This window comes from Rummeliibacillus sp. NPDC094406 (genome assembly GCF_044763875.1).
Taxonomy (GTDB): Bacteria; Bacillota; Bacilli; order Bacillales_A; family Planococcaceae; genus Rummeliibacillus.
This window is the reverse complement of record NZ_JBIWGZ010000002.1, coordinates 312115-335974: the sequence shown is the minus strand read 5'-3', so window position 1 is coordinate 335974 and position 23860 is coordinate 312115. Positions and strand designations below refer to the sequence as shown.

Annotated in this window: 24 protein-coding genes and 1 pseudogene; 22 read left to right on the top strand and 3 right to left on the bottom strand. The window is 36.3% G+C overall.

Annotation, left to right across the window (positions count from 1 at the left end; genetic code table 11):
- Positions 1-62: 62 nt before the first annotated feature.
- Positions 63-1757, bottom strand: coding sequence for an Rqc2 family fibronectin-binding protein (locus ACIQ4I_RS06485; RefSeq protein ID WP_403094191.1), 1695 nt, complete (start codon positions 1755-1757; stop codon positions 63-65).
- A gap of 297 nt (positions 1758-2054) precedes the next feature.
- Here ACIQ4I_RS06485 and ACIQ4I_RS06480 point away from each other — a divergent pair, with 297 nt between their 5' ends.
- The 15 genes from ACIQ4I_RS06480 to spoVM all read left to right on the top strand — a co-directional run bounded on the left by ACIQ4I_RS06480 (position 2055) and on the right by spoVM (position 16666).
- Positions 2055-2930 (top strand): YicC/YloC family endoribonuclease, encoded by an 876-nt coding sequence (locus tag ACIQ4I_RS06480; RefSeq protein WP_403094188.1) that lies wholly within the window; start codon positions 2055-2057, stop codon positions 2928-2930.
- Between the two features lie 50 nt (positions 2931-2980).
- Positions 2981-3598 carry a guanylate kinase gene (gene gmk, locus ACIQ4I_RS06475; RefSeq protein WP_403094185.1) on the top strand — a complete coding sequence of 206 codons (618 nt, stop codon included), beginning with the start codon at positions 2981-2983 and terminating at the stop codon, positions 3596-3598.
- Between the two features lie 3 nt (positions 3599-3601).
- Positions 3602-3826 (top strand): DNA-directed RNA polymerase subunit omega, encoded by a 225-nt coding sequence (gene rpoZ / locus ACIQ4I_RS06470; RefSeq protein WP_403094182.1) that lies wholly within the window; start codon positions 3602-3604, stop codon positions 3824-3826.
- Between the two features lie 194 nt (positions 3827-4020).
- Positions 4021-5220 (top strand): bifunctional phosphopantothenoylcysteine decarboxylase/phosphopantothenate--cysteine ligase CoaBC, encoded by a 1200-nt coding sequence (gene coaBC / locus ACIQ4I_RS06465; protein WP_403094179.1) that lies wholly within the window; start codon positions 4021-4023, stop codon positions 5218-5220.
- Positions 5221-5222: 2 nt separating this feature from the next.
- Entirely contained in the window at positions 5223-7631 is a 2409-nt protein-coding gene (gene priA / locus ACIQ4I_RS06460) for a primosomal protein N' (protein ID WP_403094176.1), read from the top strand.
- 27 nt (positions 7632-7658) lie between these two features.
- Positions 7659-8162, top strand: coding sequence for a peptide deformylase (gene def / locus ACIQ4I_RS06455; protein WP_403094173.1), 504 nt, complete (start codon positions 7659-7661; stop codon positions 8160-8162).
- Positions 8159-9100 (top strand): methionyl-tRNA formyltransferase, encoded by a 942-nt coding sequence (gene fmt / locus ACIQ4I_RS06450; protein WP_403094171.1) that lies wholly within the window; start codon positions 8159-8161, stop codon positions 9098-9100. Before def ends, fmt begins: the two co-directional genes overlap by 4 nt.
- Complete coding sequence (rsmB, locus tag ACIQ4I_RS06445; RefSeq protein ID WP_403094168.1) at positions 9097-10470, top strand: 16S rRNA (cytosine(967)-C(5))-methyltransferase RsmB; 1374 nt, start codon at positions 9097-9099, stop codon at positions 10468-10470. The genes fmt and rsmB overlap by 4 nt, the downstream gene beginning before the upstream one ends.
- Complete coding sequence (rlmN, locus tag ACIQ4I_RS06440) at positions 10470-11570, top strand: dual-specificity RNA methyltransferase RlmN (RefSeq protein ID WP_403094165.1); 1101 nt, start codon at positions 10470-10472, stop codon at positions 11568-11570. The genes rsmB and rlmN overlap by 1 nt, the downstream gene beginning before the upstream one ends.
- A 14-nt stretch (positions 11571-11584) precedes the next feature.
- A complete protein-coding gene (locus ACIQ4I_RS06435; RefSeq protein ID WP_403094163.1) occupies positions 11585-12334 on the top strand; it encodes a Stp1/IreP family PP2C-type Ser/Thr phosphatase in 750 nt (249 codons plus the stop codon).
- A 2-nt stretch (positions 12335-12336) separates the two neighbouring features.
- Complete coding sequence (gene pknB, locus ACIQ4I_RS06430; protein ID WP_403094160.1) at positions 12337-14301, top strand: Stk1 family PASTA domain-containing Ser/Thr kinase; 1965 nt, start codon at positions 12337-12339, stop codon at positions 14299-14301.
- An 11-nt stretch (positions 14302-14312) separates the two neighbouring features.
- Complete coding sequence (gene rsgA, locus ACIQ4I_RS06425) at positions 14313-15194, top strand: ribosome small subunit-dependent GTPase A (RefSeq protein ID WP_403094158.1); 882 nt, start codon at positions 14313-14315, stop codon at positions 15192-15194.
- A gap of 2 nt (positions 15195-15196) precedes the next feature.
- Entirely contained in the window at positions 15197-15862 is a 666-nt protein-coding gene (gene rpe, locus ACIQ4I_RS06420; protein WP_403094155.1) for a ribulose-phosphate 3-epimerase, read from the top strand.
- Positions 15859-16521, top strand: coding sequence for a thiamine diphosphokinase (locus tag ACIQ4I_RS06415; protein WP_403094152.1), 663 nt, complete (start codon positions 15859-15861; stop codon positions 16519-16521). Before rpe ends, ACIQ4I_RS06415 begins: the two co-directional genes overlap by 4 nt.
- A gap of 4 nt (positions 16522-16525) precedes the next feature.
- Complete coding sequence (spoVM, locus tag ACIQ4I_RS06410; protein ID WP_397537473.1) at positions 16526-16666, top strand: stage V sporulation protein SpoVM; 141 nt, start codon at positions 16526-16528, stop codon at positions 16664-16666.
- 36 nt (positions 16667-16702) lie between these two features.
- On the opposite strand, the gene rpmB is transcribed toward spoVM, so the two are convergent.
- Positions 16703-16891 carry a 50S ribosomal protein L28 gene (gene rpmB, locus ACIQ4I_RS06405; RefSeq protein WP_397537474.1) on the bottom strand — a complete coding sequence of 63 codons (189 nt, stop codon included), beginning with the start codon at positions 16889-16891 and terminating at the stop codon, positions 16703-16705.
- A 228-nt stretch (positions 16892-17119) separates the two neighbouring features.
- Between rpmB and ACIQ4I_RS06400 the strand changes: the two genes are divergently transcribed.
- From ACIQ4I_RS06400 to ACIQ4I_RS06390, 3 genes are all read left to right on the top strand, one after another.
- A complete protein-coding gene (locus ACIQ4I_RS06400) occupies positions 17120-17482 on the top strand; it encodes an Asp23/Gls24 family envelope stress response protein (RefSeq protein WP_397537475.1) in 363 nt (120 codons plus the stop codon).
- 18 nt (positions 17483-17500) lie between these two features.
- Positions 17501-19165, top strand: coding sequence for a DAK2 domain-containing protein (locus ACIQ4I_RS06395; RefSeq protein WP_403094149.1), 1665 nt, complete (start codon positions 17501-17503; stop codon positions 19163-19165).
- Between the two features lie 254 nt (positions 19166-19419).
- The gene (locus ACIQ4I_RS06390) at positions 19420-19554 is read left to right on the top strand and encodes a hypothetical protein (protein WP_403094146.1); all 135 of its coding nucleotides are present in this window, start codon (positions 19420-19422) and stop codon (positions 19552-19554) included.
- Here the strand turns inward: ACIQ4I_RS06390 and ACIQ4I_RS06385 are convergent.
- Positions 19513-19758, bottom strand: coding sequence for a DUF6612 family protein (locus ACIQ4I_RS06385; protein ID WP_403095097.1), 246 nt, complete (start codon positions 19756-19758; stop codon positions 19513-19515). The genes ACIQ4I_RS06390 and ACIQ4I_RS06385 overlap by 42 nt on opposite strands.
- A 6-nt stretch (positions 19759-19764) precedes the next feature.
- On the opposite strand from ACIQ4I_RS06385, the pseudogene ACIQ4I_RS06380 reads away from it, so the two are divergent.
- The 4 genes and pseudogenes from ACIQ4I_RS06380 to recG form a co-directional block, all read left to right on the top strand.
- Positions 19765-20118 (top strand): annotated as a pseudogene (locus ACIQ4I_RS06380) (DUF6612 family protein); the annotation flags it as partial.
- 113 nt (positions 20119-20231) lie between these two features.
- Complete coding sequence (gene sdaAB, locus ACIQ4I_RS06375; RefSeq protein ID WP_397537477.1) at positions 20232-20894, top strand: L-serine ammonia-lyase, iron-sulfur-dependent subunit beta; 663 nt, start codon at positions 20232-20234, stop codon at positions 20892-20894.
- Between the two features lie 12 nt (positions 20895-20906).
- Positions 20907-21803 carry an L-serine ammonia-lyase, iron-sulfur-dependent, subunit alpha gene (sdaAA, locus tag ACIQ4I_RS06370; protein WP_403094142.1) on the top strand — a complete coding sequence of 299 codons (897 nt, stop codon included), beginning with the start codon at positions 20907-20909 and terminating at the stop codon, positions 21801-21803.
- Complete coding sequence (recG, locus tag ACIQ4I_RS06365) at positions 21796-23841, top strand: ATP-dependent DNA helicase RecG (RefSeq protein WP_403094139.1); 2046 nt, start codon at positions 21796-21798, stop codon at positions 23839-23841. Before sdaAA ends, recG begins: the two co-directional genes overlap by 8 nt.
- The last annotated feature ends 19 nt before the right edge of the window (positions 23842-23860 follow it).

Genomic DNA, 23860 nt, shown 5'->3' with positions numbered 1-23860 from the left:
TTCTTTTTTGTATTCAAACACAAAAAACGATCAGATTACCATAAAGTAATCTGATCGTTTTATTAGTCTTGCTTTAACTTCATCACCAGTTCTTCGTCTGGAGTGACGTAGATTGTTTTTTGCTCAAAATAGATCACAAATCCAGGTTTAGCACCACTAGGCTTTTTCACTTGGCGAATTTCTGTGTAATCAACGGGAACTGACGAGGAATCCCTTGCTTTACTGAAATAAGCAGATAATGTAGCAGCTTCTCTTAAAGTTTGTTCATCTGGTTCAGAATCATGGATGACAACATGAGAGCCTGGGATATCCTTTGTATGAAGCCAAATTTCAGCTTTTCTTGCAATTTTAAATGTTAAATAATCATTTTGCTTATTATTTTTGCCTACTGAAATACGCGTGCCTGTAGTAGAAATAAATTCTTCAGGAGCTGGTTTTGTAGGTTTTTTGCGACGTTTTGAGGCACGCATTTTCATAAAGCCTTGCTCTGCTAATTCCTCACGAATTTCTTCAATGTCATGAGGTGAAGCTTGTTGTACTTGTTGTGAAAGCATTTCAAAATAGGTTAAATCTTCATTTGTCTTATCGATTTGTTGTTGCACCATGATCAGTGCATTTTTTGCTTTATTATATTTTGTGTAATAGCTTTGTGCATTTTCAATTGGTGTTTTACGTTCACTTAATGGAATCTTCACTACTGCACCATTTTCATCGTAATAATTAACAACAGTAATTTCTTTTTGACCTTTTTCAAAATTATATAGATTTGCCATTAATAATTCACCGAATAGTTGATATTGATCTAACTTAGAAGCTTGATCTAGATCCTTCCGTAGTTTCTTCAATTTTAATTTCAATTTATTAATTTCATTTTGTAGCCAACGTTCTAAGTCACCAGCTTGTTGTTTCACCCGGTCTCGTTCAGCTCTAGCAAAGAATACTCGATCTAGCAAAGTACTTAATGTTGGATAAGTAGTTGGCTTTCCTTCTAAATGAGATAGCGCAATTGGTGAGAATTGTGTTTTACCGTTTACTTCTATAAAAGTTGGTTGACTACCACCATTGTTAAATTCTTCGATGAATACTGGGAATAGATTGATCTCAGACTTGCTACTTTCTCTCACACGATATAAAAACTCATTGGCATGAAGTGGAGAAAAGCCGGTAAAATGCTGGACGATCTCTTGTGCTGTCTTTTCAGTAGCAAAATATGTTTGTAATTCTTCATCAGTAACTTTTGTAGGGTTTACTTTGTCCTGAGCAGGAGGTGCTATATAGATTTGACCAGGAAGAACAGTACGATAACTGTTCATTGCAGGTGGTAAATGTTTTAAGCTATCGACTATTTTCTGTGTATCTTGTTCTACTAAAATGAGATTACTATGTCGCCCCATGATTTCAGCATGTAATTCTCTAGTAATCGGGTCTCCAATTTCATTTTTACTTGTAATTGTTAATATAATTATTCTGTCACCATCAATTTGTTTGATGGATTCGATAAAACCTCCTTCAATATGTTTTCGTAATAACATACAAAACATTGGTGGTTCTGCAGGATTTTCAACTGACTGTTCTGTTAAATGTACACGTGCGTAAGATGAATGAATTGAGAATAATAATTTATGATTAGTGCCATTAGCTCGTATTGTTAAAATGATTTCCTGTGCATTCGGTTGATGCACTTTAGCGATTCGACCAGTGACAAGTTGTTGTAATTCTTTGGTCATCGCTAGTGTAAATAAGCCATCATATGCCATATGTAAATTCCTCTTTCAAAGCGTTTTGTTCTATCTTACCATTTTTTTATGTGAATATGTCTTTTACACATTCTAAAATACCAATCCGCACAATATAATCGAAAGGGATTTCATGTCATCTTCCATATAATATAGAGGATATATTTGATACCATAAAACTTCTTTTTTTATAAAAAAAATCAGCACGGAATAAAATTTTAGCGTACAATGGATAGATAACCAGTTAATCAATATACGCAATTACGTATATCTTATGCTATACTTATGAATAGTATGCAAAGAAGGATGTGACTGACCTTGGTGCGTAGTATGACTGGATTTGGCAGGGGTGTCACAACAACGGATCAATTGCAATTAACAGTAGAAATCCGTTCAGTAAATCACCGCTTTTTAGAAATTTCAACTAAATTTCCTAAAGATTGGACCGAAGCGGAAGTATATGCAAAAAAAGTACTTTCTACAAAAGTAGCTAGAGGAAAATTAGATGTATCCGTCTGTGTGAAAGAATTAGCACCGCTTGGACAAGTTGTGCAAATCAATTGGCCTCTTGTCAATGCTTACAAAGAAGCAAGAGAAGAGTTAAGACAACAAATTCCACTTGATGAACATTGGTCAATGTCGGAAATTTTAGAGCTTGACCAAGCATTAACACTACAAGTAAAAGAACTTCCAAAAGAAGAAATTTTAAATGCAGTGGACAAAGCGGTCGAAGAGGCAGCTACAGCTCTTATTCAAATGAGAAAAAGAGAAGGTCAGGAATTAGTAGAAGCAGTTAAAGGCTATAAAAAGGCTTTAGAAGAGCAAATTGCCATTATTAAAAGTGTTTCGCCTCAAGCAGTAGAAAAATATCGTGAAAAACTAGTAGAACGTATAAAGGAAATTAGTCAAGCAGATAATTTAGAAGAGCGCCTTATAATAGAGGTAGCAATTTTTGCAGAAAAAGCAGATATCGCAGAAGAATTAGATCGCTTAACTAGTCATTTAAAACAGTTAGATGAAACACTACAAGAGGATACGTCAATCGGTCGGAAACTCGACTTTTTGATGCAAGAAATACATCGTGAGATTAATACTATTGGTTCTAAAAACCAATCAGTCGAAGCAGCCACAGCTGTCGTTCAAGCAAAAACAATCTTAGAGAAATTGCGAGAACAAGTTCAAAATATTGAATAATAGCATCAATTATTGTATGATTTATTATTTGGAACGATGAGGGAGAGTTAATGAGAAGAGAACGTGGATTATTGATTGTTTTATCTGGTCCTTCCGGTGTAGGAAAAGGTACAGTGCGGAAAGAATTATTCTCACAACCAGATACGAATTATGAATATTCTATTTCCATGACCACTCGTAAGCCACGTGAGGGTGAAGTGGATGGTGTAGACTATTTCTTCAAAAGTAAAGAAGAATTTGAAGCACTAATTGAAAAAGGCAAACTACTTGAATATGCTCAATATGTGGGTAATTATTATGGAACACCTATTGATTATGTCAATGCAACATTAGATGCAGGTCGTGATGTATTCCTTGAAATTGAAGTTCAAGGTGCAGAACAAATTCGTGAAAAAGTGCCAGATGGCCTATTTATTTTCCTTGCGCCACCTAGTCTTTCTGAATTACAACAACGATTAGTAGGTCGTGGAACTGAAACAGAAGACGTGATTGCAACACGTATAGCTGCTGCAAACAAAGAATTGGAAATGATGAATTTGTACGATTATGTCGTGGAAAACGATGAAGTACAATTAGCTTGTGAACGTGTCAATGCAATTGTTCTTGCTGAACATTGTAGACGCGAACGTGTAGAAAAACAATATTTAGCTATGTTGAGAGGAGAATAATAGATGTTATATCCATCTGTTGACGTATTAAAAACTAAAATTGATTCAAAATATTCACTTGTGAGTCTTGCTTCTAAAAGAGCACGTGCTATGCAAGAAGGTAGTTCAGAACATTTATCTTCATATGTTTCTGATAAAAATGTAGGGAAAGCACTTGAAGAAGTAGCTGCTGGCGTTCTTACTAAAGAAGAACAAGACGAAACAAAAGTTTACGAAGATGAAGTTTAATCTAATTCAGAGGGCGTAAGTGCTCCCGTTGAATTAGATTAAAGCCACAGATTTTTAAGAGGAATTAATCGAGCAAATTCGATTAAAATCTGGGCGCAATTACGCAGAGGCGTAATTGATTTACTAACGACGCAGAAGCTCCCAGAGAAGTTCCTTTCTTTGGGGGCTTGTGTTGTTTTGAGAGGAAGAAAAACATGATTGCAAATAAGAACATTTTACTTTGTGTATCAGGCGGTATCGCAGTTTATAAGGCAGTTGCATTGGTTAGTAAGCTTACACAAGCAGGTGCACATGTGAAAGTAATGATGACAGAATCTGCAACCCGTTTTGTGAATCCTTTAAGTTTTCAAGTCATGTCTAAACATGATGTATATATAGATACTTTTGATGAAAAGGATTCCGCAGTTATTGCACATATTGATTTAGCGGATTGGGCAGATCTTGTAATCGTAGCCCCTGCTACAGCTAACATAATAGGGAAGCTTGCCAATGGTATAGCTGATGATATGGTAACAACAACCTTACTTGCTACAACATCTAAAGTTTGGATTGCCCCAGCTATGAATGTTCATATGTATGAACATCCGGCAGTTAAACGGAATATTGCAAGCCTTGCTTCAGATGGCTATGAATTTATCGAGCCGGAAGAAGGATTTTTGGCATGCGGCTATGTAGGTAAAGGTCGATTAGAAGAACCTGAGAAAATAGTTTCTTTAGTAGAAGGTTTTTTTGAACCTAAATATTTACCACTTCGAGGGAAGAAAGTGGTTATTTCTGCCGGGCCAACGAGAGAAAGAATTGACCCAGTACGTTATTTAACAAACTTTTCTTCTGGGAAAATGGGATATGCAATGGCAACTGCTGCACAAAAGCTTGGTGCAGAAACAATTCTTGTTTCAGGTCCAGTGTCGTTGACTCCGCCAGCAGGGGTAAAAGTAGTTCCAGTGGAAAGTGCCGAAGAAATGTTACAAGCTATTTTAAAAGAATACGACGATGCAGATATCGTGATAAAAACGGCAGCAGTAGCAGACTATCGACCAAAAAATCAGTCTTCTCAAAAAATGAAAAAGCAAGCTGGAGATTCAAGTATTGAGCTTGAACGTACAACAGATATTCTGCTTACTTTAGGTGAAAGTAAAAAACATCAATTATTAATTGGTTTTGCAGCAGAAACAAATGATGTATTGAATTATGCTAAGGGAAAACTAGACAAAAAGAATGCAGATTATATCGTTGCTAATGATGTTTCTAAATCAGATCGTGGTTTTGGTACTGATATAAATACGGTGACATTAGTAGGTAAAGAAGACTTCCAGCAAGCATTTGTCCATCTTCCAAAAGAGGAACTTGCTTTTGAACTATTCACTACCATCTTAAAAAGAGAAGGTATGTAGTAATGATTGCAAAAATCATTGTCGATGTCTCTGCTTATCCAGTGGACAGACCTTTTGATTATACAGTTCCTGAGGAGTTGCAAGAATTAGTAGAAGTAGGCTGTCGTGTTAAAGTTCCATTTGGTCCAAGAAATGTCCTTGGTTTTATCACTGCATTAAAAGAACAAACAGATGTACCAATCGATAAGATTAAACCAATTGCTCAAGTATTAGACATCGAACCCGTATTAACAGAAGAAATGCTAGAGCTTGCCAAATGGATGACAGTTCATACTTTATGCTATGAAATCGATGCACTACAAGTCATGTTACCATCAGCTTTACGAGCAAAATATGAGAAATCGATTAAGCTAACGACAGAGCTTTCTAATTTACCTGCTGAGCTACAGGCTTTGTTTGGTCAAAAAGAAATGATTCCATATAAAAAAGTTGAAGCGGCTAATTTATTACGGCCGCTTAAATATTGTATGAAGCAAGGTTTCGTAGAGCAAAAAACAATTGTCAAACAACAAGGGCAAGTAAAAGCTGTTCGCAAGGTGAAAGTAATAGATGATGTTTTTAAATTGCAACAAATTGCTACATCTATATCCGCACGGGCAAAAAAACAAGTACAAGTAGCAGAATGGATGGTCGAACATGCTGGAGAAGAATTCATCCCACAAGAGCTTTGTGAGACACTAGACATTACATTAGCTGTATTAAATGCGGTTGTAGAAAAGGGAGCAGCACAATATTTTCAAGAGGAAGTATATCGTGATCCTTTTGCAAAAGATGCAAAAAAGTCTATAGCACTTGCTTTAACAGACGAGCAAGATATATCGCTTAAACAAATTTTAAAATCGATGAAAGCGAAGCAAGCAACAACCTTCTTATTACATGGTGTAACAGGAAGTGGAAAAACAGAAGTTTATTTACAAGCTATTCAAGAAGCAATTGAAAATGGACAAGAGGCTATTGTTTTAGTACCTGAGATTTCATTAACCCCTCAAATGACGGAACGCTTCCGTGCACGATTTGGTGATTTAGTGGCGGTAATGCATAGTGGATTATCGAAAGGTGAAAAGTATGATGAATGGAGAAAGATTGGTCGTGGTGAAGTAAAAGTAGCAGTTGGGGCTAGATCCGCTATTTTTGCTCCTTTTAAGAATTTAGGACTTATTATTTTAGATGAGGAACATGAATCAACTTATAAGCAAGAAGATACACCTCGCTATCATGCTAGAGATGTAGCAATTTGGCGTAGTCAATTTCATCATTGTCCGGTTATTTTAGGTAGTGCAACACCTTCTCTAGAATCTTTTGCACGTGCAAAGAAAAACGTATTTGCTTTATTAACGTTATCCAAAAGAGCGAAACAACAATCATTACCTTCTGTTCAAGTTGTAGATATGCGTGAAGAACTTCATAGTGGGAATCGGTCCATGTTTTCTACAGCATTAGCTGATGCAATCCAAGCAAGGCTTGAGAAAAAAGAACAAATGGTTCTATTTTTAAACCGCCGAGGCTATTCATCTTTTGTTTTATGCCGTGATTGTGGAACGGTTGTACAATGTAAAAATTGTGATATCTCTATGACCTATCATCGTTCTATGGAAATGTTGAAATGTCACTATTGTGGCTATGAAGAACATGTTCCAACAGAATGTCCTGAATGTCATAGTGAATATATCCGATTTTTTGGTACGGGCACGCAAAAAATTGAAGCAGAGATTCATAAAGTCTTTCCGGAAGCAAGAGTCTTACGAATGGATGTCGATACAACAAGACAAAAGGGTGCCCATGAACGTATACTGGATGATTTTGGTTCAGGAAAAGCAGATATTTTACTAGGCACTCAAATGATTGCCAAGGGACTTGATTTTCCGAGAATCACATTAGTGGGCGTATTAAGTGCAGATACTTCATTGAATCTTCCTGATTTCCGTGCAGCAGAACGAACTTTTCAATTGTTAACACAAGTAAGTGGTCGTGCTGGTCGCCATGATCTACCGGGTGAAGTAATTATCCAAACCTATACACCTGAACACTATGCGATTCAATTATCAAAAGAACAGCATTATGAACCATTCTATGAGCAAGAGATGGCGATGCGACATAAATTTGCTTACCCGCCATATTACTATGTTGTCCTTATTCAAATATCACATGAAGATGTTATGATGGCAGCTGAGTATGCTGGAAAAGCAATGGATTGGTTAAAACTTAAATTATCTCCACAAGTTGGTTTAATCGGACCTACGGCAGCTTCCATTAGTCGAGTCCAAAATCGATATCGTTATCAATGTTTGATAAAATATAAAAAAGAACCGAATTTAACGGAAACATTACAACAACTTATTCGGATGTATCGTACGGAATGGATTAAAAAAGGTATTCAACTAACCGTTGATTTAGACCCTTCATCCATCTAATTCGTACGACTAGGAAAGAGGTCCAAAATGGCATTATTAGAAATTGTAAAAAACCCTGCTAAAGTATTAGAAACAAAGGGAACTGAAGTCACTAGTTTTGACGCTGAATTAGCACAATTACTAGATGATATGTATGAAACAATGCTTGAAAATGATGGTGTTGGGATTGCAGCCCCGCAAGTAAATAAAAGTATTCAAGCTGCAGTAGTAGAACTGGGAGAAGAACGTGAAGTTTTAGAACTAGTTAATCCTGTTATTGTTGAAGTTTCTGCCGATACAGGAGTGGATATAGAAGGATGCTTAAGTTTTCCGGATTTATATGGAGATGTTGAGCGTCCGTTATATGTGAAAGTACAAGCACAGGATCGTAATGGCGAACTATATGAACTAGAAGCTTATGATTATGATGCACGTGTTATTCAACATGAAGTAGATCATCTACAGGGCATTTTATTTGATAAAAAAATCACAAAAATCTACACGCTTGAAGAAATAGAAGAAATGTATGCAGAGGAGGATGAAGAACAATGATTTCGATTGTTTTCATGGGAACCCCTGATTTCTCTGTACCCGTCTTAAAAATGTTAAATGAAGAAGGCTATAATATTAAAGCTGTTGTTACCCAACCAGATCGTCCAGTTGGTCGTAAACATGTTTTAACACCGCCTCCTGTGAAAGCAGCTGCAGTGGAACTTGGTTTACAAGTTATCCAACCGGAACGTTTAAAAGGTTCTGAGGAATTACAGCAAATTATTTCCCTAAATCCTGACTTAATCGTAACAGCAGCATTTGGTCAGATTTTACCTAAGGAACTTCTTGATGCACCAAGACTTGGTTGTATTAATGTCCATGCCTCATTACTACCTGCATATCGTGGTGGAGCTCCTATCCATCAAGCAGTAATCGATGGTCAAAAAGAAACTGGCGTAACGATCATGTATATGGCTGAAAAGTTAGATGCAGGTGATATAATCGCTCAACAGCCACTATCAATTGAAGCAGAGGACTATACTGGCCTATTATTTGATAAATTAAGCATCGTTGGTCGCGATTTATTAAAAACTACATTACCTTCAATTATTGATGGTACAAATCAACGTATTCCACAAGATGTGGCAAAAGTTTCTTTTGCTCATAATATTTCACGTGAACAAGAACGCATTGATTGGTCAGAAAATAATACAGATATTTACAATCAAATCCGTGGCTTACATCCATGGCCGATCGCATATACAACACTTGATGACCAAAACGTCAAAATTTGGTGGGCAAGAAAATCTAATACTAAACATAACGAAAAGCCTGGAACAGTTATTGGGATTTCAAAAAAATTCTTCACAGTTGCAACTGGTGAAGGACAAGCAATTGATATTCTAGATTTACAACCAGCAGGTAAAAAACGGATGGAAGCTGTCAATTACTTAAATGGTGTAGGTTCTAAATTACAGATTGGGGACCATTTTGAATGAGTAAAAATAAAAATGTAGCACCAATTTGGAATGGAAATGTCCGTGATGCAGCACTTACGATTCTGCTTGCTGTTGATAAACAACAAGCTTATAGCAATTTATTGTTACATCAAACCATTGAAAAATATAAAATTGATGCAAAAGACCGTGGCTTACTAACAGAAATCACGTACGGTACATTGCAATATAAAATGACGCTTGATTACTATTTAGAGCCCTATGTACGTGGGAGAATAGAAGATTGGGTTCGATGGTTATTACGTTTGTCTTTATATCAAATTGTTTTCTTAACGAAGATTCCTGACCATGCAGCTGTAAATGAAGCCGTTGAAATCGCAAAACACCGTGCTCGCCATCGAGGAGTTAGTGCAACTGTAAACGGGATACTACGTTCCGTTTTACGTGACGGCATTCGAGAAACAACGGGAATTGAGAATAATGCAACACGTTTAGCAATCGAAACAAGTCACCCAGAATGGCTTGTCCGTCGTTATATTGATGGCTTTGGATTAGAAAAAACGACAGATATGTTGTATGAAAACAATCTACCACCATTGCAAACAGTTCGTGTAAATACAGCGAAAGCAACCGTAGACGAAGCCCTTCGAAGTTTATGGGATGAGAAATTTTCAGTAAAACGAAGTACAGTGATGCCAGAATGCTTGCACATCCTTGAGGGACAAGTGGCCCGTTCTACAGCTTTTAAAGAAGGGCTTATTACCATTCAAGATGAGAGCTCTATGTTACCGGCATATGCATTAGAAGTTAAACCTGGTATGAGAGTATTGGATATGTGCGCGGCACCAGGAGGCAAAACAACACATATTGCCGAAAAGATGAATAACGAAGGGGAACTAATTGCAACCGATTTACATCCTCATAAGATAAAACTAATTCAGCAAAATGCTGATCGTCTAGGTTTATCAATTATTCATCCTCAAGTTTTAGATGGAAGAAAAGCAACTTCAATATTTGATGCAGAATCGTTTGATCGAATTTTGGTAGATGCACCTTGTAGTGGACTAGGTGTTATTCGACGTAAGCCGGATATTAAATACACAAAAAAAGAAGAGGATTTTGAAACACTTCAAAAAATTCAGCTTCAATTATTAAATTCTGCATATACTTTATTAAAAAATGAAGGCAAAATGGTTTACAGTACATGTACAATTGATAAAATGGAGAACAACGGTACTGTAGATGCCTTTTTACAAGCTCATCCTGATATGGAATTATCCAAAGTAGAAGAAGTACCGGAACCATTACAAGCATTAAAAACAGAAGGCATGATGCAAGTCTTTCCACACGATTTTGGTAGCGACGGATTTTTTGTTGCTGCTTTCAGAAAAAAAGGAGGATCCAAAAACTAATGGATCAAGAAATAAAAACCCCAGCAAGTGTAAAAAAAGAAAAACCCCAGCTTCGTGAATCAATCTATTCACTTTTACCTGATCAATTACAAAATTGGCTAAAAGAACATGGTGAAAAACCATTTAGAGCTGCTCAAATTTTTGATTGGTTATATATAAAACGCGTCACAAGTTTTGATGAAATGTTAAACCTTTCAAAAGGCTTGCGTGATAAATTACAACAAGAATTTGCATTCAGCACACTAAATACTTTAGTTAAACAAGAGTCAAAAGATGGTACCATCAAGTTTTTATTCCAATTACAAGATGGATATTCAATCGAAACTGTATTAATGGCCCATGATTATGGTAATTCTGTATGTGTAACGACTCAAGTAGGATGTAGGATTGGATGTACTTTCTGTGCATCTACATTAGGTGGTTTAAAACGCCACCTTTTACCAGGTGAAATCGTTGAACAAGTTGTGAAAGTTCAACAAGCTTTAGATGAAAAAGAGCAACGCGTAAGCTCAGTTGTTATTATGGGGATTGGTGAACCATTTGATAACTACGATTCTATGATGCGATTCTTAAAAGTGATTAACCACGAAAAAGGCTTAAATATTGGTGCTCGCCATATTACCGTCTCAACAAGTGGTATTATCCCGAAAATTTACAAATTCGCAGATGAACAATTGCAAATTAATTTTGCATTATCATTACACGCACCAAATCAAGAATTACGTCAACAATTAATGCCTATTGCAAAAGCATACAAATTACCAGAATTAATAGAAGCTGTAAAGTATTATACTGAAAAGACAGGCCGTCGTATTAGCTTTGAATATGGTTTATTTGGAGGTGTAAATGACTCTGTTGCACATGCAGAAGAATTAGCCCATCTTGTAAAAGGGATTAAATGTCACATCAATTTAATACCAGTAAACTATGTACCAGAACGTGACTATGTTCGTACACCAAGAAATAAGATTTTCGATTTCGAGAAAACATTAAAAAAACATGGTGTCAACGCTACAATTCGTCGTGAGCACGGCTCTGATATTGATGCAGCTTGTGGTCAATTACGTGCGAAGGAGAGAAAAGAAGAGACAACCCACTAATGAGGTGATACGTTGTGAGATATACAGTTGTAAGTGATATTGGAAAGAAAAGAGCAGTAAATGAAGATTCGGCAACTTTTATCTCCCGTGACGATTCATACCAGCTGGCTATAGTAGCAGATGGTATGGGTGGTCATAATGCGGGTGATGTTGCAAGTCGAATGGCCGTTACACATTTTGAAGAGTTATTTTTGCAAGCCGATGCTGCCCATTTTATGTCTAATGAATCGATCGAAGAATGGTTAGTTGAAACAGTAAAAGAACTCAACAAAACGCTTTATCATTACTCATTAACGCATGAGGATTGCCAAGGCATGGGTACAACGCTTATTGCAGTTCTTTTTGATGGAAATAATGCAACCATTTGCCATGTGGGTGATAGTCGTGTGTATTTTGTTACCAAGGAAGAAATTCGTTTAGTCACAAGAGACCACTCGTATGTCAATATTCTCGTAGATAATGGTGAAATTAGTGAGGAAGAAGCTGCAAGTCATCCGAAGAAAAACTATATTATTAAATCCTTAGGAACAGAATCTACTATTGAACCTGATAGCTATAAAGTTGAATTAGTAGATGGTTCCTTTATGTTAATTTGTACGGATGGTTTAAGCAATAAAATCTCAATAAAAGAAATGCACAATATTATAATGCAGGAATCGACTATAGAAGAAAAAGGCAATCAACTTGTGCAATTAGCAAATGATTACGGTGGAGAAGATAATATCACTCTCATCCTATTATCAAAAGATTCTGAGGAGGTGTAAGAATGCTCGTTGGAAAAAGAATCAGTGGACGCTATAAAATTCTCGACGTCATTGGTGGCGGTGGTATGTCTAATGTCTACTTAGCTCATGATATGATTTTAGATCGTGATGTAGCGATAAAAATTTTACATTATAATTTTTCAAATGCACAAGAGATGCATCGGCGTTTTCAGCGAGAGGCTTTGTCAGCCACTAGCCTTACACATCCGAATATTGTCAGTATTTATGATGTCGGTGAAGATGGTGATATGCATTATTTAGTAATGGAATACGTAAAAGGGCAAACGTTAAAACAATACATACAAAATTATGCCCCACTAGCACCTACAAAATGCGTGAATATCATGAAACAATTGACTTCTGCAATTGCCCATGCTCATCAAAATCAAATTATTCATAGAGATATTAAACCACAGAATATTTTAATGGACGAAGAAGAAAATGTGAAAATTACTGATTTCGGTATTGCTATGGCATTGGAAGACACTTCCTTTACACGTACCAATTCGGTGTTAGGTACAGTTCATTATTTATCACCAGAACAGGCTCGTGGTGGTACAGCTACAAAAAAATCGGATATTTATTCATTAGGAATTGTGCTGTATGAGTTATTGACAGGTAAGCTGCCATTTTCAGGAGAATCAGCAGTTGCCATCGCGTTAAAGCATTTGCAATCAGAAACGCCATCAGTTCGTGCAATCGTTCCAGCCATTCCACAAAGCTTAGAAAATGTTGTATTAAAAGCTACAGCAAAAGATCCAGAACATCGCTATCGATCAGTGGAGGAGATGTCTGAGGACTTAGAGACTGTATTGTCTGAACAACGAAGTCATGAATCAAAATTTCGACCACCGATTGACGATGATGTAACAAAGCTCATACCAGTTATAAAAGAACAAGAAGTTGAACATGAACAGGATTTACAGAAAACGAAAGCAATGCCTATAAAGGATAAAGAGCAAAATGAGGAAAAAAACGACAAGAAAAAAGGCAAAAAGAAAAATAAAGCACTTATTTTTGTAGGAATCCTCTTGAGCTTATTATTTATTTTTTTAATTGTTTTATTTTATTTCCCAGATTTATTTGATGAAAAGAAATTGGTTGTGCCTGATGTAACAAATCAAAAGGTAGAAAAGGCAATTAGTACATTAGAAAATGCTGGATTTGTCATTGGCAACCAAACAAAACAAGAGTCAGAAGATGTAAAAGAAAATCATGTTATTGCGACAACACCTGATCCCGGAAGAGAGCGGAAAAAAGGGACGGAGATAGATCTTATAGTTAGTGATGGTCCGAAAAAGGTGGATATTTCAAATTATGCAGGGCAAAGTATTGATCAAGTCAAAGAACTTCTCGCAAAACAAGGTTTTAAAGATATCAAAATAGATGAGACTTTTTCTGAAAAAACTGAAGGAACAATTATTAAACAATCGCCTGAAGAGGGAGAAAAAGTTATACCAAAAGATACGACAATTACGTTTACTGTGAGTAAAGGTGTCGAGCAAGCAACTGTCGTAAATTTACTTGGTTATAATGAGAATGCGTTACATACGTATGCAAAAACTTCAGGGTTTAATATCCGTATTAGTAGTGAAAAATATTCTGATACAGTTCCGAAAGGACAAGTCATTTCTCAATCTCCAAAAGCTGGTGCAACTGTGAATGTTGGGAGCACAATTGAAGTTGTCTTATCTAAAGGTGTACAGGAAAAACCAGTTAAAACTTATGTAAAATCAATTAAAATTCCATATGAACCAGAAGTAGATGGTGAACCGCAACAAGTTCGCATTTATATTCAAGACCGTACACATTCAATTGCTGATATTGAACAAGAATTCCAATTGTATTCAACACAGGAAAAACGATTGCAATTTGAAATAGAAAAAGGACAAAAGGCTATTTACCGAGTTGTTCGAGACGATAAAATTATTATTGATGAAACAATATCTTATGACGATTTAAATTAAGGAGGAAAGGCATGGCAAAAGGCCAAATTCGTAAGGCATTAAGTGGCTTTTATTATGTCCAAGACGGTGAGCACTTCATCCAATGTCGTGGTCGTGGCGTCTTCCGTAATAAAGGTATAACACCTCTTGTAGGAGATTATGTAGAATACGAAGTAGAGGGAAATAATGATGGGACAATTACAAACATTTTAGAACGCCAAAATGAGCTTGTGCGCCCACCAGTTGCAAATATTGATCAAGCAATTCTTGTATTTTCAACAAAAGAGCCAGCTTTTAATACGATTTTACTTGATCGTTTTTTAGTGGTATTGGAATCATTTCAAGTGCATCCAATTATTTGTTTGACAAAAACAGATTTGCTGAACGATGAAGAAAAACAAAAAATTGTAAAGTACAGAGCCGAATACGAAGCAATTGGTTATAAAGTGATTGAAACGTATAAAGAAGATCCTAATATACTGGAGAAAATGGCACCTCTATTAAAAGGGAAAACAACCGTTTTAGCAGGGCAATCTGGTGTTGGAAAATCTTCTTTACTTAATACAATAATGCCATCATTAGCCTTAAAAACTGGCATTATTTCTGAGGCGCTTGGACGTGGGAAGCATACAACTCGCCATGTGGAACTTATTGAATTAGCAGGCGGGCTAATAGCGGATACCCCTGGCTTTAGCTCATTTGATTTTGATACGATAGAAAAGGAAGAATTGACACAATGTTTCCCTGAATTGTTCTCCTTATCAGAAGGATGTAAATTCCGAGGATGTTTGCATCTTAAAGAACCAAAATGTGCAGTAAAACAGGCAGTAGAAGATAGGACAGTTGAACAATATCGCTATGACCATTATTTGCAATTCTTACAAGAAATTACTGATAGAAAGCCGAGGTACTAATTATGATTCAAATTGCACCATCTATTTTAGCTGCTAACTTTTCAAAATTAGCAACAGAAGTAAAAGAAGTAGAAGAAGCAGGCGCGAAGTTAATTCATATAGATGTAATGGATGGCCATTTCGTACCAAATATAACAATGGGACCAATTGTTGTAGAAGCATTACGTCCTGAAACAACACTACCTTTAGATGTCCATTTAATGATTGAAAATCCAGATCAATATATTGAAGATTTTGCAAAAGCAGGTGCTAACTACATCACAGTACATGTAGAAGCTTGTCGTCATTTACATCGTACAATTCAACTTATACGTTCTTTTGGTGTAAAACCGGGAGTAGTATTAAATCCACATACACCGATTGAATCGATTAAACATATATTAGAAGATGTTGACCTAGTATTATTAATGACAGTGAATCCTGGTTTTGGTGGTCAAAAGTTCATTCATTCTGTAGTACCAAAAATTGCAGAACTTTCGGCATTAATTAAAGAAAAAAACTTAAATGTTGAAATAGAAATTGATGGTGGCATCAATACAGAAACTATCGTACCATGCGCTCAAGCAGGTGCTACAATCTTTGTAGCGGGATCTGCTATTTATGGTAAAGAAAATCGCAAAGAAGCATTACAAAGTATTCTAGAGGCTGGAGAACAAGCAATTCGATGACAGTCGTATTTGTTTGTGCAGGAGGTCCAGAGGAGGAAGTCGTTTCAAGCGATTTCCTCCTTTCTTTCGATGATGCTATATTTATCGGTGCAGATCACGGCGCAATGTACTTATTGAACAAAGGAATTACACCAGATTTAGCTGTCGGTGATTTCGATTCACTCACGAATGAGGAATGGCAATTGGTACAAGAGCGCGTACCTAAAATTGAACGCCATATTCCAGAAAAGGACGAAACAGATACAGAATTAGCGATTTTAAAAGCTTTAGATTATGAACCGACTGAAATTATTTTAACTGGTGTTACTGGTGGTAGGCTTGATCATTACGAGGCTAATTTACACATTTTATATCGTATACAAAAAATGCATCCATCTATTGAAATAAAAATGATAAATAATTTGAATTGTTTGCAATTTTTATGGCCGGGACAACATAGAATAGTATCAGAACGTTATTTCAAATATTTATCCTTTTTTGCATTTGGTGATGCAGTGAAAAATGTGACATTACGAAATGTGAAATATGAAACAACAGATGAAATAATTGATATAGGGACTACTCGTTTTACTAGTAATGAAATAATAGGTGAATATGCGTCTATTTCATTTTCTAATGGCATATGTTTAATGATAAGAAGTATCGATGATAAGGAGTGACCAGGTGAAAGTATACACATTTCAATTACCAAAAGTAGTTAGTAGCTTTGCTCGTTTTTGTTTACAAATGGTTACAAATGATCCTGCAGATCCAAAAAATGCAACTGCAAAAAAGAAAAAGGGAAAAGAAAAAACGACAGGTTGACAATAGTCAGCCTGTCGTTTTATTTAGATGAACAAATTAAACGCGTTCAACTTTACCTGATTTTAATGCACGAGCAGAAACCCATACACGTTTAGGTTTACCGTTTACTAAGATACGAACTTTTTGAAGGTTAGCACCCCAAGTACGTTTGTTAGCATTCATTGCGTGAGAACGGTTGTTACCAGACACAGCTTTACGTCCAGTAATGACACATTGTTTTGGCATATTAATTCCCTCCTCATAAAGAAGTTGAAAGATTCATGATTTCACTTCGGTATTTCACATACTTTAATAATTTAACACACACTTTTCGTCATTGCAACTGATTTTGAAAGACTTTCAAGAAAAAAACCTTTACAGTCTATAACTAGACGAAATGATAGGTTTTCTTTTATAATCAAAATTTGTATAGTACAATAGGAGATAGTCAAAAGAAAATCAGGGGGCATTCTTATGTCAGTAGAATTGAAAAACGAATTCGGTCGTATTGATATCTCTAATGATGTTGTTGCACAAATTGCAGGTGGAGCAGCAATCGAATGTTACGGTATTGTCGGTATGGCTAGCAAGCATCAAATTCGTGACGGTTTAACAGATATACTCCGCAAAGAAAATTTTGCAAAAGGGGTAATCGTACGTCAAGAAGGCGAAGGTTTACATATCGATATGTATGTCATGATTAGTTACGGCACTAAAATTTCAGAAGTAGCTTATCAAGTCCAATCAAAAGTAAAATATACACTAGATAAAACACTAGGAATGGCTGTCGATTCAGTTAATATCTATGTGCAAGGTGTTCGCGTAGCGAACGTGTAAGAGGAGGAACTCATTCAAATGAAGTCGTTAGACGGGATTAAATTCGCGGAAATGGTGCAAGCTGGATCAAGCCATTTATCTCAAAATGCAGATTATGTCGATTCGTTAAACGTATTCCCTGTACCGGATGGTGATACAGGTACGAATATGAATTTATCGATGACATCAGGTGCAAAAGAAACTGTTGCTAATAAGGGCGAAAGTATCGGTAAAACAGCTCAAGCGTTATCAAAAGGTTTATTGATGGGAGCTCGTGGTAACTCAGGCGTTATCTTATCTCAATTATTCCGAGGATTCGGTAAAGCTGTCGAAAAAGAAAATGAATTAGATGCGGTTAAATTTGCACAAGCATTACAATATGGTGTAGAAACAGCCTATAAAGCGGTTATGAAGCCTGTTGAAGGTACAATTCTTACAGTTGCACGAGTTGCTGCTGAAAAGGCAGTAGAAGTTGCAAAAACGGAGCAAGATATTGTTGTAGTTATGGAAGAACTATTAGATGCTGCAAAAGAAGCTCTTGCTAAAACCCCAGACTTACTTCCAGTATTAAAAGAAGTTGGAGTCGTTGATAGTGGTGGTCAAGGTTTAGTATTTGTATATGAAGGTTTTATTGCAGCATTAAAAGGTGAAGAAATTCCAACTGCTACAAAAGTAGAATCAATTGAAGACTTAGTTAACGCAGAACACCATAAAGTTCAAGATTTTATGGATACTTCTGAAATCGTTTTCGGATATTGCACAGAATTCATGGTCCGTTTTGAAGAAGGTAAAAAGCCATTTAACGAAGCTGAGTTCCGAGAAGATATGAGTAGATTCGGTGATTCATTACTTGTCATTTCCGATGATGAAGTTGTAAAAATTCACGTTCACTCTGAAACACCAGGAGCAGTTATTTCTTATGGTCACCAATATGGAAGCTTAGTAAAAGTAAAAGTAGATAATATGCGTCTTCAACACACTGCGATTGTGGGAGAAGAACATCATAAAGAAGACTTTAAAAACACTCCAAATAAAGAAGTGAAAAAGCAACCATATGCAATCGTCACAGTTGCAATGGGTGAAGGTGTTGCAAAATTACTTGAAAGTGTTGGCGCTTCATACGTTATCGAAGGTGGTCAAACAATGAATCCTTCTACTGAAGATATCGTTAATGCGATTAAGGAAGTAGGAGCCGAAAAGGTATTAATTTTACCAAATAACAAAAATATTGTAATGGCTGCTGAACAAGCCGCTGAATTATTAGATATTGACGCAGCTGTCGTGCCAACTAAATCGATTCCACAAGGTTTGTCTGCAATTCTTGCATTCAATCCTGAACTTTCAGTTGAAGAAAACAAAAAACATATGACAGATGCATTTGCCAATGTGAAATCAGGGCAAATTACATTTGCAGTACGTGACACTTCAATCGATGGGGTAGAAATTCATAAAGATGATTTCATGGCTATTAAAGATGGTAGTATTATTCAAGCAACTCCTTCATTAAAAGTAGCTTCTGAATTACTTGTTAGTGACATGATTGATGAAGATTCAGAAATTGTTACAGTTCTTTATGGTCAAGATGTAGAAAAAGAAACAGTGGATGAATATATTGAATTTATCGAAGAGCAATATCCAGAAGTTGAAGTTGAAGTTCATGATGGTAAACAACCATTATATCCTTATATTATTTCTGTCGAATAACATCTTATTTTAGGAGCCCAAGAAAGAGTATTCTTTCTTAGGGCTTTTTGTTTTATCAAAAGAGATATGGATGCATTATTTATATCATTTATAAGTAATAAATTGTCATTGACATGCTTTTCGATAGTGAATATGCAACGAATGGTTATAACATTTTTTGCTTCTTAAGTAGTTTTTTAGAATAAATGTGAATATATAGTTAAAAAGTTATTAATTAGATTGTAAAATATAGAATATAGAGTGGAGGGCATAAAATGAAGGGGAAATCAAGATTATACTTTTTGGCGATTGTTTTAGTTGTAATGTTAGTTGGATGCAATACGGTTAGTAAATCGTCAAAAGATAAATCAGCACAAGCAAATCAAAATGAAACAATTATATTCTACTAATTGATCAGCTAAACTCTTTGATAGTTGGGCTTTCATACGTTTAAAATCACTATCATTATACTTTACCCATTGTTTTGTATTTTCCTCATTTATGTAAAACCCTTTATCACTAATATATGATTTGGTATTAAAGTTTAATGTGTCATTAGAGCTTAGAGAATTAATAGAAGTATCTGACTCCATATAAAGATTTAAAGGAAATATAGTAGTGAATTTGATGTGGAAGAAAAAGGGACTTATTATCGTATTTATGTAAAAAAAGAAAGTAAAAAGTTTAATGATTTTTTACAAGGAATAGTGAATCAGCAGTTAACAGAAGCATTGGGAAATCAACCGGGGTATACAGTTGAAGATACAAGCTTTAAAGATGTAGAATATGAGATTTCTATTGATGAGCAAACATTTGATGTACTCGAAATAAAGTCTAATTTTACTTTGAATGGAAAAATACAAGATGAAGTAGTAGATATGAAGATTCAAGTAGACGGAAATTATTCAGAATTTAACAAAGTAAAACCAACTGCGCTTCCAAAAGAGGCAGAGAAAAAAGCAAGAAGTATTTAATAGGAAGTCTAGGCAGGCAAGAATTGTTATTCTTAGCCTGTTTTATTTTTATTTAGAATATAAATCGTGTAGAATACTTGTAGATATTATTTAGAAATGCGTGGGGGGAAATTATGAAATTTACATCCGTCTTTGATATTATCGGTCCTGTTATGATTGGACCTTCTTCGTCCCATACTGCTGGTGCTGCTCGAATTGGTCGTGTTGCTAGAGATTTATTTGGAAGACAACCTAAATGGGCTAAAATTCACTTATATGGCTCTTTTGCTGAAACGTATAGAGGTCATGGAACTGATGTAGCTATAATCGGAGGACTACTCGATTATGATACTTTTGATGAAAGAATTAAAACTGCTTTTAAAAATGCCGCAGATGCAGGCTTAACATATGAATTTATTACAGAAACGGACCATACAGATCATCCGAATACAGCAAGGATTGTAATTGGGGATGATGACATGGAAATGTCGATGGTTGGTATTTCAATAGGTGGAGGCTCGATTGAAATTACAGAACTAAATGGGTTCCCACTTCGTTTATCAGGTGGTATGCCAGCTATTTTAGTTGTTCACGATGATCGAGCAGGTTGTATAGCAAATGTAGCAAATAGTCTTGCTAAGCATAATATTAATATTGGTCATATGGAAGTTTCACGTAAAGAACGGGGTAATATGGCGTTGATGGTAATAGAGGTTGATCAAAATATCGACCATTCAATTTTAGAAGAAATAGAACTTCTACCGAATATTACGAAGGTAACTCGTATTAAAAACTAGGAGGTATAGCAGATGGAAGTATTGTTTCGTAATGTGAGAGAATTGGTAGAACGTGCTGAACGAGAAAATAAACTAATCTCTGAAATTATGATAGAACAAGAAATATTAATGTCAGAACGCAGCCGAGAAGAAATTATGGAACAAATGTCGCGCAACCTTAAAGTGATGGAAGAAGCTGTAGAACGAGGTTTAAACGGTGTACACTCAGTTACAGGTTTAACTGGTGGAGATGCTGTTTTACTACAAAAATATATTCAATCAGGTAAAGGTTTATCCGGAGACTTTTTGTTAGATGCTGTAAGTAAGGCTGTTGCAACAAACGAAGTTAATGCTGCTATGGGTACAATTTGCGCAACACCTACAGCAGGTTCTGCAGGCGTTGTTCCTGGTACGCTTTTTGCGGTCAAAAATAAATTGAATCCAACAAAAGAGCAAATGATTCGTTACTTATTTACGGCTGGTGCATTTGGTTTTGTAGTAGCAAATAATGCATCAATTTCAGGGGCAGCTGGTGGCTGCCAGGCAGAGGTAGGTTCCGCTGCCGCTATGGCTGCAGCTTCAATTGTTGAAATGGCTGGTGGTACACCAGCACAATGCTCACATGCCTTTGCTATTTCTTTAAAAAATATGCTGGGACTCGTGTGTGACCCAGTAGCAGGATTGGTTGAAGTGCCCTGTGTGAAACGTAATGCAATGGGAGCTGCTAATGCAATGGTTGCTGCAGACATGGCGTTAGCGGGTGTTACAAGCCGAATACCAACTGATGAAGTAATCGGTGCTATGTTCCGCATCGGACAAACGATGCCAGTAGCATTAAAAGAAACTGCACAAGGTGGCTTAGCGGCAACACCAACAGGAAAGGCACTTGAAGCGAAAATCTTCGGCGGGGCCGTGTTGCATCGTGACTGATTTATTGCAGAAAGTAACTGATTTAAAAGGAGTAGGAAAATCATCTTCTGAAGTGATGCACACGATGGGCATTGAAACGCTAGATGATTTAATTTGGACATTTCCATATCGTCATGAAGATTTTCGTTTAAAAGATTTAGCGGAAACGCCGCATAACGAAAGAGTGACAGTGGAAGGACGAATTGAAAGTGAACCAGCAGTCCTATACTTAGGTAAAAACAAATCACGATTACAAGTGCAAATGCTAGCAGGACGTCATCTTATTAAACTTGTATTTTTCAACCAAGGATACTTACGTAATAAACTTATCCCCGGTGCGATAGTGACGGTAACTGGTAAATGGGATAGAGGACGTCAAGTGATTAACGGAAGTAATGTAACATTTGGTCCAAAAACAGATCAAGCTGATTTCGAGCCAGTATATAGTATAAAAGGAAAGCTAACACAAAAGAAATTCCGCCAATTTATGCGACAAGCATTAGATGAGTTGAAAGATGCACTTCCTGAGTCTTTGCCTAATCATCTAAGAAGTGACTATAAATTGTTAAACTTACAGGAAGCATTAGAAGGTGTCCATTTTCCAAAGGATGCAAATCATGCAAAACAGGCCAGACGTCGATTTGTTTATGAGGAATTATTACAATTCCAATTGAAAATTCAAGCATTACGGAAAACACGGCGTGAAGAGGAACAAGGAATTGTCATTCGCTATGATCTACAAAAGGTTCGAGAATTTATCTCTTCTTTGCCGTATGAATTAACGAATGCACAAAAACGCGTTGTTAATGAAATATCAAGGGACTTATTAATTCCACATCGTATGAATAGACTACTTCAAGGTGATGTAGGGTCAGGGAAAACGGTTGTTGCGGCAATTGGATTGTATTCAGCTGTGACAGCGGGATTTCAAGGTGCTTTAATGGCTCCTACAGAAATTTTGGCAGAACAACATGCTGCATCACTCGATGAATGGCTAAAACCTTTTGGTGTAGAAGTGGCATTGCTTTCTGGCTCTATAAAAGCAAAAGCGAGAAGAGAATTAGTAGAAAGATTGGTTAATGGTGAAATAGATGTAGTGATTGGAACGCATGCATTGATTCAACCAGATGTAACGTTCCATAAATTAGGGTTTGTCATTACTGATGAACAACATCGTTTCGGCGTTGAACAACGTCGGATATTACGTGAAAAAGGTGAAAGTCCAGATGTGCTTTTTATGACTGCTACGCCAATCCCACGAACATTATCAATAACTGCTTTTGGTGAAATGGATGTCTCAATCATTGATGAAATGCCAGCAGGACGAAAAAAAATTGAAACGCTCTGGGTGAAAAATGAACAATTTAATCAAGTGCTTTCTCGGATGGGGAAAGAACTTGTAGCTGGTCGTCAAGCATACGTGATTTGTCCATTAATTGAAGAGTCAGATAAGCTTGATGTACAAAATGCTGTAGACGTTTATCAACAGTTGGCGACTTTGTTTAAAGGGAAGTTCAAAGTCGGACTGATGCATGGCCGATTACCTGCAAATGAAAAAGATGAAGTAATGCGTGCGTTTAGTGAAGGGAAGCTAGATGTATTAGTATCTACGACAGTGGTGGAAGTAGGCGTAAATGTTCCAAATGCAACATTTATGGTTATTTATGATGCAGAACGTTTTGGATTAGCACAACTACATCAATTACGTGGACGTGTAGGACGGGGAGAACATCAATCTTATTGTGTTTTAATCGCAGATCCGAAAAGTGAAGAAGGCAAAGAAAGAATGATTTCGATGACGGAAACAAATGACGGTTTTCGATTAGCAGAAAAAGATTTAGAACTTCGCGGACCTGGTGATTTTTTTGGAAAAAAACAAAGTGGCTTACCAGAATTTAAAATGGCAGATCTTGTTCATGACTATAGAGTATTAGAAGTGGCTAGACAGGATGCGGTTAAACTTATCGAGTCTGATACATTTTGGCATGATGAAGATTATAAAGTATTACGACATAATCTTCAGTCATCAGGCGCTCTTGATGGGGAAAGAATCGATTAATATAAGAGGATGCAGGAGT

Bases quoted from the DNA above. Each gene is read 5' to 3' on its own strand.
- ACIQ4I_RS06485 (WP_403094191.1), bottom strand. From the start codon at position 1,757: ATGGCATATGATGGCTTATTTACACTAGCGATGACCAAAGAATTACAA.
- gmk (WP_403094185.1), top strand. From the start codon at position 2,981: ATGAGAAGAGAACGTGGATTATTGATTGTTTTATCTGGTCCTTCCGGT.
- rpoZ (WP_403094182.1), top strand. From the start codon at position 3,602: ATGTTATATCCATCTGTTGACGTATTAAAAACTAAAATTGATTCAAAA.
- coaBC (WP_403094179.1), top strand. From the start codon at position 4,021: ATGATTGCAAATAAGAACATTTTACTTTGTGTATCAGGCGGTATCGCA.
- priA (WP_403094176.1), top strand. From the start codon at position 5,223: ATGATTGCAAAAATCATTGTCGATGTCTCTGCTTATCCAGTGGACAGA.
- def (WP_403094173.1), top strand. From the start codon at position 7,659: ATGGCATTATTAGAAATTGTAAAAAACCCTGCTAAAGTATTAGAAACA.
- fmt (WP_403094171.1), top strand. From the start codon at position 8,159: ATGATTTCGATTGTTTTCATGGGAACCCCTGATTTCTCTGTACCCGTC.
- rsmB (WP_403094168.1), top strand. From the start codon at position 9,097: ATGAGTAAAAATAAAAATGTAGCACCAATTTGGAATGGAAATGTCCGT.
- rlmN (WP_403094165.1), top strand. From the start codon at position 10,470: ATGGATCAAGAAATAAAAACCCCAGCAAGTGTAAAAAAAGAAAAACCC.
- pknB (WP_403094160.1), top strand. From the start codon at position 12,337: ATGCTCGTTGGAAAAAGAATCAGTGGACGCTATAAAATTCTCGACGTC.
- rsgA (WP_403094158.1), top strand. From the start codon at position 14,313: ATGGCAAAAGGCCAAATTCGTAAGGCATTAAGTGGCTTTTATTATGTC.
- rpe (WP_403094155.1), top strand. From the start codon at position 15,197: ATGATTCAAATTGCACCATCTATTTTAGCTGCTAACTTTTCAAAATTA.
- ACIQ4I_RS06415 (WP_403094152.1), top strand. From the start codon at position 15,859: ATGACAGTCGTATTTGTTTGTGCAGGAGGTCCAGAGGAGGAAGTCGTT.
- rpmB (WP_397537474.1), bottom strand. From the start codon at position 16,891: ATGCCAAAACAATGTGTCATTACTGGACGTAAAGCTGTGTCTGGTAAC.
- ACIQ4I_RS06400 (WP_397537475.1), top strand. From the start codon at position 17,120: ATGTCAGTAGAATTGAAAAACGAATTCGGTCGTATTGATATCTCTAAT.
- ACIQ4I_RS06395 (WP_403094149.1), top strand. From the start codon at position 17,501: ATGAAGTCGTTAGACGGGATTAAATTCGCGGAAATGGTGCAAGCTGGA.
- ACIQ4I_RS06390 (WP_403094146.1), top strand. From the start codon at position 19,420: ATGAAGGGGAAATCAAGATTATACTTTTTGGCGATTGTTTTAGTTGTA.
- sdaAB (WP_397537477.1), top strand. From the start codon at position 20,232: ATGAAATTTACATCCGTCTTTGATATTATCGGTCCTGTTATGATTGGA.
- sdaAA (WP_403094142.1), top strand. From the start codon at position 20,907: ATGGAAGTATTGTTTCGTAATGTGAGAGAATTGGTAGAACGTGCTGAA.